Raw genomic sequence first — 11,397 nt, forward strand, 5'->3', positions numbered from 1 at the left:
TCAAAGTATAAGCCATTATTTGGCTTAGAATTGAACAGCACTTCTTTGCCATTCATAAATGGGATAAACTGCGTAAGTAATGGATTACCTGCCAATCTTTTTAGATATTAAAAACAAAACTTGTCTGATCGTAGGTGGTGGTCAAGTCGCCACCCGCAAGGTTATGCTGTTGCTCCAGGCCGGTGCGCAAGTATCAGTGGTAGCACCTGAACTGGAGAGTGTTTTAGATGAGTACGCTGCTCACGGCACTATCAATCATCGGGCTAAGTGCTTTCAACCCGAACATCTGCACAATATTGCCCTGGTAATCGCTGCAACAAATGATCATGCTATTAATCAGCAAGTTTCCGAAGCGGCGCAAGAGAGACGGATTCCGGTTAATGTCGTTGATAACCCGGCATTATGCACTTTCATCATGCCATCCATCGTCGACCGCTCCCCACTCCTAATCGCGGTCTCCAGCGGCGGGCAATCACCGGTCTTGGCGCGATTGCTGCGTGCACAACTGGAAACCATGATACCTGTCGCTTACGCACGCATCGCTACCATTGCAGGAAAGTTTCGTAAGCGCGTAAAACAACACTTCACCCACCCGGCGAAACGGCGCATTTTCTGGGAAACAATCCTACAAGGTCCGTTTACTGAAATGATATTGGCTGGTAAAGATAAAACTGCTCAAAATTATTTGCTGCAATCGCTGCAACAGGAAAAAAATGAACCGCCGCAAGGTGAGGTTTACTTGGTCGGTGCCGGACCGGGTAATCCTGATTTACTGACTTTTCGTGCTATGCGTCTGATGCAGCAGGCCGATGTAGTCGTTTATGACCGTCTGGTCTCAACTGCAATTCTGGATATGGTGCGCCGTGACGCCACACGTATTTACGCTGGCAAGGAACGTAACCGCCACACACTGAAACAGGAATCGATCAATCAACTGCTGGTACGGTTGGCGCAGGAAGGTAAACGAGTGTTGCGACTTAAGGGGGGGGATCCTTTTATTTTTGGCCGGGGTGGTGAAGAAATTGAAACTCTGGCTTTAAACCATATTCCTTTTCAAGTTGTACCAGGTATTACGGCTGCATCGGGTGTTTCCGCATATGCAGGAATTCCGCTGACACACCGTGATTACGCGCAATCATGCATTTTTGTGACCGGTCATCTAAAAAATAATACGATTGATCTCGATTGGCCACGCCTCGCCTGCCCCAACCAGACCATTGTGGTTTATATGGGATTGCTTGGATTACCCGTGTTATCCCGGCAACTGATCTCCCACGGCTTGCCGAGTTCTATGCCCGCAGCAATCATTCAACAAGGTACGACGCAACAACAAGAGATCGTGATCGGAACCTTGCAAACACTACCTAACTTGGCCGCAACGGCGCATTTGTCCCCTCCCACGCTGATTATTGTTGGAGAAGTTGTCAAACTGCACAAAAATCTTGCATGGTTTGAGCCAGCACTTGAAAATTCTAAGACCCATTTGATTGATATGGAATCAAATGGTTAAATAAGAAAATGGCACTGATTTATTAGTATATTACTTCGATGCCTTGAATCTCATCGACAAGTCAATCGCCTGAATATTTTTAGTTAAACTACCGATTGAAATTCGGTCAATACCGGTTTCGGCCACCTGACGCACGTTATCCAGTGTTATGTTACCGGATGCTTCCAGAATTACCCGCTTTTCAGATTGCTGATGCGTCAGAATAACTGCCTCCGATAACTGCTTCAACGTAAAATTATCCAGCAGCACCATGGCAGCTCCGGCCGTCAGCGCTTCTTGTAATTCCGACAGGGATTCCACTTCAATTTGGATAACAGCTCCCGGAGGGGCAATCGCCAATGCTCTGCTTAAGGCGGATCGGATACTGCCTGCCGCAATGATATGATTTTCTTTGATCAAAATCCCATCATACAGACCTAAGCGATGATTAACGCCGCCGCCGCATGTCACGGCATATTTTTGCGCCAACCGCAATCCGGGAAGTGTTTTACGCGTATCCACAATGACAGTTTCAGTATCCGCAATGGCATCGACAAAACGTTTTGTTTGTGTCGCTACGGCGGATAACATTTGCAAAAAATTCAGCGCAGAACGTTCTGCAGTCAGCAAATCGCGGGATTTTCCCTGAATCTCACAAAGCTTTTGTTCAGACTGAACAAGATCCCCATCATTGGCAAACCATGTGATGAGCGTTTCAGGCGATAATGCCAGGAAACAAGCCTCAAACCACTGTACTCCGCACAATACGGCATTTTCCCTACTGATTATCGCAGCACTCAATACACTTTCACGAGGAATCAGTGATGCCGTTAAGTCACCGGCACCTATATCTTCTTTCAATGCACATTGCACGTTAGCGTGTATTTCATTATGTAAATCTTGCAATTTCTTTTCCCTAATTGTTAATCAGGAATGAAAAATATCATATTGACTCCTCTATGACATGCATACCTTCAGTACCGCCAATATTGCCATATGCAAAAAAATGATAAGTAAATGAATTTTTATTAGTTCCAAGAATAAAGTAAGACTAGTAAATTCACGGCTCTCGCAACAACGATTATTTCAGCAATGACACAACTAACAACAACACACAAGAGTAATCAACTTAATACGGATGTTATCGAAGAAATCCTGGGCGCTGTAACCAGTATCGAATATGGATCAGTTGAGGTTGTGATTCACGATGGCAAGGTTGTGCAAATAGAATGCCGTAAGAAAATTCGTTTAAGTCAAAGCAAGCCTACCCGGAAAACGCTGGAACCATGACTAAGCCGGACAACTCCCGGGTTTGTGCGGGCAATAGCGAGTTAAATCCAAACAAATAAAAATAACACCGACCCCACACAAGGAGGTGAGAACGTAAAAACAAAATCAGTGACCTAGCCGAAGTTTCGGAAGGTGCACTCAGGAGAATACCTTGAAATCATTTCATTTTTTTCTACAGGCTGCGTTTCTTAGCACCTTGATTATCCGTCCGGCATACGCAGCTTCGGATAATAAGCCCTCAATAAACTTTGAAACCATGCAGCAAACTATCGTTCAGCTGGCGCAACAAATTGCGGTGGATATGGGCAGGCCGTTGGGAAATAACACACCGGACCAATCCAAACCAACGGGAAAAGCATCCGAAGTTGAAAAAACTTTGCCAACGATCGAGCCACAAGTTAAATCCCCACCAACAACACCGGTTGCCGCGCAATCAACCAGCTATCATCAGCGTTCCAATAGCTATGCCACCAATCCGGATTCCGATCCGCCACGGTATGTGCGGCAATTAAGCGATATCGGCATTCCGGCTTTTAAAGATATTACCTGGCTGGACGTCGGTTTGGAACATCGCACGCGCTATGAGTGGCGCAACAATGACATACGCCGGGTTGAAGGAGGAGAAGATAATCCATTCTTCTTGCGTAACCGAGCATGGATTGGAATAAAGAATATATTGGATCCTTTCCGGTTTGCGGTGGAGTTTCAAGATTCGAGGGTCTATAACAATAAGCATGCCATTACTGATCAGGAAAGAAATGAGTTCGATCTGCTCAATGCTTATGGCGAATTAAATTTCAAAAAAGCACTCGGTGCCGATGACCGGGGTAACGATCGCCCAATCCGATTCCGGGTTGGACGCATGGCTTACGAGACCACCGATCGGCGATTTATCGCACGTAATGAATGGCGCAACACCACGAATACGTTTGAAGGTTTCCGGCTGAATCTGGGGCGTGAAGCCAATGACTGGGAACTTGATCTGTTTGGCATGCAACCGGTTAGACGCTTGCAAACCAAATTTGACGAGGCTAATAGCAATCTGTGGTTTTTTGGCGGGATCGGCACTTGGCGCAAGTGGTCTGACATCGCTACCATCCAGACATACTACATGGGGCAGAAGCAGCAAGGTGATCCAAATGGTTTTACAGCCACCAATCGGCTGGATCGGGAAATTCATATGCCAGGGTTCCGTGTTTATGGCAAGGCAGGCAATATTGTTGATTTCGATGTCAGCTACAACCACCAGCTGGGTTTCTCCGGCCCCAATCGCGTGGATGCGAATGGATATACCATCGAAGTAGGACGAACATTTGAGCATTCTTGGAAACCCCGTGTTGGCTTATTTTATGGGTATGCCAGCGGTGACAAAGATCCTACTGACAATGTCGACAACCGTTTTGATCGTTTCTTTGGATTTGCACGGCCTTGGTCAGCGGATCACTACGTAATTTATGAGAATCTTAAGGCTCCAAAAATCAGATTTGAATTTACTCCGACCCAGAAACTCGGGTTTGAGCTGGGTTATGGTGCCTACTGGCTGGCCAGTAAAACCGATCGCATGTTCGATATTCTCGATGGCAATATCAGTAATACCGTCAGGGATCCCGGATTCAATCGTGACCGTACCGGGCAAAGTGGTGATTTCGGCGGCCATGCCTTTGAAGGACGCATACGCTACCAACCTACCCCGAGAATCAACACCATACTGGGATATACCCATTTTACTGCGGGTGAATTCGTAAGGAACCGCATTGCAGCAAGCCCGTCTTGCGCTAACGGGCATTCCCATCCTTGCGTGGATCATCGCTCAGGAGATACGGATTTCTTGTACTTTGAAGTACTCATCAGTCTCTTATAAACCATTTTAAATTTCTACTCTGGAGAAAAAATCATGAAGACTAAAACATGGCTGGCAACAAGCATTCTGGCAACAAGTCTCATCATCAGCGGCAGCGTGCTGGCGGAAAAAACACTCTTAAATGTTTCCTATGACCCGACGCGTGAACTGTACCAGGAATTCAATGCAGCTTTTGTCAAGCATTGGCAGGCAAAAAACCACGAGAAAGTAGTCATCCGGCAATCTCACGGCGGCTCCGGCAAACAGGCCCGTTCTGTCATCGATGGACTGGAAGCCGATGTCGTGACGCTGGCCCTGGCCAACGACATCAATGCCATCGCAGAAATTGCCAAATTATTGCCGGAAAATTGGCAGCAGCGTTTATCCCTGAATAGCACCCCCTATACCTCAACAATCATTTTCCTGGTACGTAAAGGCAATCCCAAAGGCATTAAAGATTGGGATGATCTTGCGCGTTCCGGCGTAGCCGTCATTACGCCCAATCCAAAAACTTCCGGTGGCGCCCAATGGAATTACCTCGCGGCATGGGAGTATGGCAAACAACGCTACGGTGAAGATAAAGCCAAAGATTTTGTCGGCAATATCTATAAAAATGTACCGGTGCTGGACTCCGGTGCACGTGGCTCAACGACAACATTTGTGGAACGAGGTGTGGGTGATGTTCTGATTACATGGGAAAACGAAGCATTCCTCGCCCTCAAGGAATATGGGGCAGACAAATTTGAAACTGTTATTCCTTCTTTGAGTATTCTGGCGGAACCACCCGTTGCAGTGGTGGACAAAGTGGTCGACAAGCGTGGCACACGCCAGATTGCCGAAGCTTATTTGCAGTTCCTCTATTCGGAAGAAGGGCAGGAAATCGCCGCCAAACATTTCTACCGGCCTACTCATGCAAAGATAGCGGAGAAATATGCCCAGAAGTTTCCAAAAATTGAATTGTTCAAAATCGATGACGCTTTTGGCGGCTGGAAGAATGCACACAAAATCCATTTCGCCGATGGCGCACATTTCGATCAGATTTACTTGAAGTGATCACATTGTAGCGCGCTACTTAAATTTGTAGAGAGAAAATTCCATGAATGCATCGGTAAAACATCCTCATACCATCAAAGATGAGTTTGAGCTCATCCAATCCGCCACCGACTATTATCTTCAACGCGATGAAAAAGGGTGGATCAGCGGACGTTTCTTTCAACACGAGCTGATCAGTATTTTTCAACCCGTTTTTAGCGTTTCCCAAGGCCAGACGATGGGTCATGCAGCGTATATCCGTGCAAAAGCGGATGGAGAAATAGTGCTCTGGCCCTGGCAGATATTTTCATTAGCCTCGAAAGATGAGCAATTGGTTGAGCTGGATCGTTTGTGCCGCGCAATTCATGCATCGAATTATTATTTCAATCATCCTTACCCATCGGATAACTTGTTTGTCGAAGTTCATCCGCGTTTGCTCGAGAGTGTCAAAGACGACCACGGACAGGCATTTGAAAACTTTCTTGACTTGATCGGCGTAAGAACTTCCCGGGTAGTGATCGAGATTCCCGTCACGGTTAATCGCAACTGGAAATTACTCCGGCATGTGATCGCCAACTATCGCTCCCGCAGTTATTTGATTGCAGCCAATTACAGCATTGGTTGCAGTGACTGGATGATAAAACTAGGGAGCCTGTATCCCAATATCGTGCGCATTACTGCCAATGATCTGATTCAGCAGGAAGACATCCCCTCACTGGTGGACGCCATTCATAATGCGGGTGCCAGCTTACTGGTGCGAGAAATCGAAACATCGATTCAATTTGCGACTGCCCTCAAAGCCAACGCGGATTATTTGCAGGGAAATTTACTCCGCCAACCTGAGCAGGCCATCAACACGCGCGATCTTTTACATCGTATCTAATGCAGCAAATAGAAACAGTTAACCCTTGCAAATGGAATAACCTACAAAGGAGTCCGATTTGAACAATTTTAAGCAACACAGCATTTTGCCGGGTTTTAATCTGGCGCTCGGATTTACGCTGCTGTATTTGAGTTTAATCGTTTTGATACCGCTTTCAGCGGCATTCATCCGTACCGCCGAACTGACCTGGTCCGAGTTCTGGACCATCGTTACGACACCGCGAGTGGTGGCCTCCTATCGACTGACTTTCGGTGTTTCGTTTGCGGCTGCTCTTGTCAATGCATTTTTTGGTCTGTTAGTGGCGTGGGTATTGGTGCGTTATCATTTTCCCGGTAAAAAAATAATCGATGCTTTAGTCGATCTCCCCTTCGCACTGCCGACCGCCGTGGCCGGAATTGCTCTAACCGCGCTGTATTCCCGTAATGGCTGGATCGGTCAGTATCTCGAGCCATTGGGAATCAAAGTGGCTTTCACGCCGTTAGGAATTTTTGTAGCACTGACGTTTATTGGATTGCCGTTTGTCGTGCGTACCGTACAACCGGTACTCGAAGATATTGAGGCCGAATTAGAAGAAGCAGCGGCTACGCTTGGCGCCAATCGCTGGCAAACCTTCGCGCATGTGATCTTTCCTATCTTATTTCCCGCCTTGATGACCGGTTTTGCACTGGCCTTCGCGCGTGCAATCGGTGAATACGGATCGGTTATTTTTATTGCCGGAAACATGCCGATGGTTTCTGAAATTACGCCGCTACTGATTGTCACCAAGCTGGAACAGTACGATTATGCGGGCGCCACAGCATTGTCGGTTGTGATGTTGGTAATTTCTTTCATTCTGTTATTGATTATTAATCTGCTGCAATGGTGGAGCCGGCGCCGCAGTGCACGGGCCTGAGAACAATTATGACGACTACCATTACATTTCCTTTATCCGGTAAAACTTTCCAGCAACGCGCTACGCAAGAGCCCTCCTGGGTACGTTGTTTCTTGATTGGATTGGCGTTGGCATTCTTAACATTATTCCTTTTCGTGCCATTGATTTCAGTTTTTTATGAAGCTTTCAAGAAAGGGGTAGATGTTTATCTGGCGGCAATCACCGATCCTGATGCGGTTTCCGCTATCAAACTGACCCTAACCGTGGCAGCGATAGCGGTACCACTGAATTTAGTGTTTGGTATCGCTGCTGCCTGGGCAATCGCCAAATTCGAGTTTCGCGGCAAAAACCTGCTAATCACGTTGATTGATTTGCCTTTTTCTGTCTCTCCGGTGGTTTCCGGGCTCATTTATGTGCTTGTGTTTGGATTGCAAGGGTGGCTGGGGCCTTGGTTGGCAGAGCATGACATCAAAATTATTTTTGCTGTTCCAGGCATCGTATTAGCGACTGTCTTCGTTACGGTACCGTTTATCGCGCGGGAATTAATTCCATTAATGCAAGCACAAGGAACCGAAGAGGAGGAAGCGGCCGTGGTATTGGGTGCAAGCGGCTGGCAAACCTTTTGCAAAATTACCTTACCCAATATCAAATGGGGACTATTGTATGGCGCCATTCTTTGTAATGCGCGGGCGATGGGTGAATTTGGCGCAGTATCGGTTGTTTCAGGACATATTCGCGGCAGTACCAATACCATGCCGTTGCATGTCGAGATTCTCTACAACGAATACAACTTTGCCGCTGCATTTGCAGTAGCTTCTTTGCTAGCTTTACTGGCTTTAGTCACACTGGCGCTAAAAACGCTAATTGAATTTCGCAACAAACAACATCAGACACAACGAGGTGATGAATGAGCATTGAAGTTATTAGTCTTTCCAAACAATTCGGAACGTTTACTGCGCTACATAATGTCAGCCTGCAAGTACACTCCGGCGAATTACTGGCGCTACTGGGACCGTCAGGCTCCGGCAAAACTACGTTACTGCGTGTAATTGCAGGGCTTGAAACAGCTGATAGCGGTCAGGTGCTATTTCACGGCGAAGACGCAACCGATCAACACGTACGCGAACGTCAAGTGGGATTTGTATTTCAGCACTATGCGCTATTTCGCAACATGACTATTTTTGAGAATGTGGCTTTTGGTTTAAACGTGCGCCCGAAGAAATTCCGCCCTACCCAACAAGAAATCCGTGATCGTGTGATGAAATTATTACACCTGGTGCAGCTGGATTGGTTGGCGGATCGCTACCCGCACCAACTCTCGGGCGGTCAGCGCCAACGTATTGCATTGGCACGTGCACTTGCTGTAGAACCCAAAGTATTATTGCTGGATGAGCCTTTTGGCGCCCTGGATGCCAAAGTACGCAAGGAGCTGCGTTCGTGGCTCAGACGCTTGCATGACGATATGCACATTACCAGCGTATTCGTCACACATGATCAGGAAGAAGCGCTTGAAGTTGCTGATCGGGTGGTTGTCATGAATGAAGGCAAAATTGAACAAATCGGCACCCCGGATGAAGTGTATGAACAGCCTTCCAGTCCATTTGTCTATGAATTTCTTGGAAATGTGAATCTATTCCATAGCCGACTGCATCACGGGCGCGCCTGGATTGGCGATATTGAAGTCGCTGCACCAGAGCACGCGGATGCTAACGAACTTGCCGCAATTGCCTATGTACGTCCGCACGAGATCGAGGTGGAACGTGCTTATAAAGGCGAAGCAGCAATGGCGGCACGTGTGATTCACGTACTCTCGGTGGGCCCAATTGTCCGATTGGAGTTGGTCCGCAACAATGATGAGGACAAAACCCCGATCCAAGTCGAAATCAGCAAGGAGCGCTTTCGCGAGTTACAGCTGACAAAAGGCGATGAAGTATTTATCAAACCTCGTCGTCTTGATTTGTTTCCAAGTCAGAAAAATAGCGCAAATAATACAGTACAAGCAACCTGAGACACTGCAATCGCGACAAGAAAACGAGGAATTAAACCCGTAAAAGATAAAAAAAGGAAATAAGTATGCATTTACAACCACTGGTGGATTATTTTAACGATCGCTTTGCAACCGAGCACCATTCCAATATTCGACCATTCACGATAAAAATTGATCTTGTGAGCGGTATTTTTGGACCCATTCAGATCAGTAGCGTGTTCGAATCTGTTCGGCAGACACATGATAACGAAAAACTTGTCGGTCATATCGCACAGATATCGGTCACACCCTATACTCACAATCAACCCAGCGAACAGCTTATAGAAATCGGGAACCTGCTCACCGAAGTTATTACGCAACCCGCCGACTTTCAATCCATTATCAACCTGGATCGTCTGTGCCGCACGGTTCACATGTTGAACTACCTCAACTACTCTGAAAACGGTGGCGTGCTTTTTCTGGATGTTGATCCTAGGCATATCCTTGGCGTTCAACAGGGTCATGGAGCTTACTTTGAGGAAAGTATAATCAAATGCGGATTGGCGACACAGAATGTGGTTATTTCAATGGCAATCAATAATTTTTATGCTTTACATCATACTCAATTGCTGGATGGGTTAAACAATTATCGTCAGCGTAGCTATCAGATCGCGCTAAATATCGGCTCGTTATACGTTGCTGACGGGATTCGGGAAATAATCACAAAATTATCAGCCGATTTTTTGCGCATTAATGCACCTGATACAGCAACAAACCAGTATTCAGACATGAGTTGGCCAGAAACGCTTAAGCCGTTGACAGAGCTACAAAATATACAGGGAGGAAAAACCATTCTACAACAAGTTAAAAATGAGAAACAGGCTGATATTGCCGCTTCTGCAAAATTTGACCTGGTACAAGGTGACTATTACGACAAGCTGATTACGGATCATCTAAGATGCTTATGATGAAGCTCGACAATCAATGTGACAATGGATTCGAATAAGTAGATTACAGTCATTTTATTAGGTTAAATATCTGAGGAAAGGCAATGAATTTTCAACAATTGCGCATTATCAATGAAACCGTAAAGCGGAATTATAATTTGACCGAGGTTGCCAATGCCTTATTCACATCGCAATCCGGCGTCAGCAAACATATCAAAGACCTGGAGGATGAGCTGAATATCGAATTATTCATTCGTAAGGGTAAACGATTTATCGGCTTGACCGAACCGGGAAAAGAGCTGGTCAAAATTGTCGAGCGCATTTTATTTGACACGAAAAATATCAAACGCTTAGCCGAGCAATTTAGTAATCATGATCAAGGACACTTAACCCTAGCGACAACGCATACGCAAGCGCAGTACACGTTACCCCCTGTGGTGGCGGAGTTTAAAAAGATATTTCCAAAAGTTCAGCTGATCCTGCATGAATCCAGGCCGGATGAAATTTTATCCATGCTGATTGATGGCGAGGCCGATATCGGTATTGCGACTGAAGCATTGGAAGGCGCGGTGGACCTGGTGTCTTTTCCCTATTATACCTGGCAACATGCAGTTATCGTTCCTGCGGGGCATCCCTTGCAGTCTGTCTATCCCCTCACACTCGAGGCTATTGCAGAGTTTCCGATCATTACCTATCACCATGGAATGACGGGCCGGTTTAGAATCGATCAAGTTTTCGCCAAAATGGGGCTGATTCCGGATGTTGCCATGTCTGCACTGGATGCAGATGTCATCAAAACCTATGTAAAGTTGGGATTAGGTATCGGAATCATTGCTTCCGTCGCTTTTTCACCCGAACGGGATACAACGCTCATTAAACTGGATAGCGAATACTTGTTCGAAAAGAATACAACCTTTATTTCAGTTCGTCGTAATCATTTTCTGCGGGGTTATGCTTACCGGTTTATTGAGTTATGTATGCCCACGTTAAGTGAATCGGTAATTCGTTCCGACATCAATCCACTTATTGATGTGGAATAAAAAATTCGCACGCTCTGCGACAAAGTAACTTGCGGACAA

11 protein-coding genes are annotated in these 11,397 nt (G+C 46.3%); 10 read left to right on the forward strand and 1 reads right to left on the reverse strand.

The features are described from left to right. Positions 1-79 precede the first annotated feature (79 nt). Positions 80-1,510 (forward strand): siroheme synthase CysG, encoded by a 1,431-nt coding sequence (gene cysG, locus ATY38_RS14960; RefSeq protein WP_062559991.1) that lies wholly within the window; start codon positions 80-82, stop codon positions 1,508-1,510. A gap of 30 nt (positions 1,511-1,540) precedes the next feature. On the opposite strand, the gene nadC is transcribed toward cysG, so the two are convergent. Continuing rightward, positions 1,541-2,395: a carboxylating nicotinate-nucleotide diphosphorylase gene (nadC, locus tag ATY38_RS14965; RefSeq protein WP_062559992.1), complete on the reverse strand. Its 855-nt coding sequence runs from the start codon at positions 2,393-2,395 to the stop codon at positions 1,541-1,543. 186 nt (positions 2,396-2,581) lie between these two features. Between nadC and ATY38_RS14970 the strand changes: the two genes are divergently transcribed. The 9 genes from ATY38_RS14970 (at position 2,582) to ATY38_RS15010 (ending at position 11,358) form a co-directional block, all read left to right on the forward strand. Next, positions 2,582-2,779, forward strand: coding sequence for a YezD family protein (locus tag ATY38_RS14970; protein ID WP_013647939.1), 198 nt, complete (start codon positions 2,582-2,584; stop codon positions 2,777-2,779). A 151-nt stretch (positions 2,780-2,930) separates the two neighbouring features. After that, positions 2,931-4,640, forward strand: a complete 1,710-nt coding sequence (locus tag ATY38_RS14975) for an alginate export family protein (RefSeq protein WP_062559993.1) — start codon at positions 2,931-2,933, stop codon at positions 4,638-4,640. 33 nt (positions 4,641-4,673) lie between these two features. Continuing rightward, on the forward strand, positions 4,674-5,672 hold the full coding sequence (locus ATY38_RS14980; RefSeq protein WP_062559994.1) for a sulfate ABC transporter substrate-binding protein: 999 nt from the start codon (positions 4,674-4,676) through the stop codon (positions 5,670-5,672). A gap of 43 nt (positions 5,673-5,715) precedes the next feature. Next, on the forward strand, positions 5,716-6,534 hold the full coding sequence (locus ATY38_RS14985) for an EAL domain-containing protein (RefSeq protein WP_062559995.1): 819 nt from the start codon (positions 5,716-5,718) through the stop codon (positions 6,532-6,534). A 58-nt stretch (positions 6,535-6,592) separates the two neighbouring features. After that, on the forward strand, positions 6,593-7,426 hold the full coding sequence (gene cysT, locus ATY38_RS14990) for a sulfate ABC transporter permease subunit CysT (RefSeq protein WP_062559996.1): 834 nt from the start codon (positions 6,593-6,595) through the stop codon (positions 7,424-7,426). An 8-nt stretch (positions 7,427-7,434) separates the two neighbouring features. After that, positions 7,435-8,316 (forward strand): sulfate ABC transporter permease subunit CysW, encoded by an 882-nt coding sequence (gene cysW / locus ATY38_RS14995; protein WP_062559997.1) that lies wholly within the window; start codon positions 7,435-7,437, stop codon positions 8,314-8,316. Then, positions 8,313-9,413 carry a sulfate/molybdate ABC transporter ATP-binding protein gene (locus ATY38_RS15000; RefSeq protein ID WP_062559998.1) on the forward strand — a complete coding sequence of 367 codons (1,101 nt, stop codon included), beginning with the start codon at positions 8,313-8,315 and terminating at the stop codon, positions 9,411-9,413. Before cysW ends, ATY38_RS15000 begins: the two co-directional genes overlap by 4 nt. 65 nt (positions 9,414-9,478) lie before the next feature. Then, positions 9,479-10,339, forward strand: a complete 861-nt coding sequence (locus ATY38_RS15005) for a hypothetical protein (protein WP_062559999.1) — start codon at positions 9,479-9,481, stop codon at positions 10,337-10,339. Between the two features lie 83 nt (positions 10,340-10,422). Beyond that, positions 10,423-11,358, forward strand: coding sequence for a CysB family HTH-type transcriptional regulator (locus tag ATY38_RS15010; protein ID WP_062560000.1), 936 nt, complete (start codon positions 10,423-10,425; stop codon positions 11,356-11,358). Positions 11,359-11,397 lie beyond the last annotated feature (39 nt).

The sequence above is a fragment of the Nitrosomonas ureae genome, assembly GCF_001455205.1.
In the GTDB taxonomy this organism is placed as follows: Bacteria; Pseudomonadota; Gammaproteobacteria; order Burkholderiales; family Nitrosomonadaceae; genus Nitrosomonas; species Nitrosomonas ureae.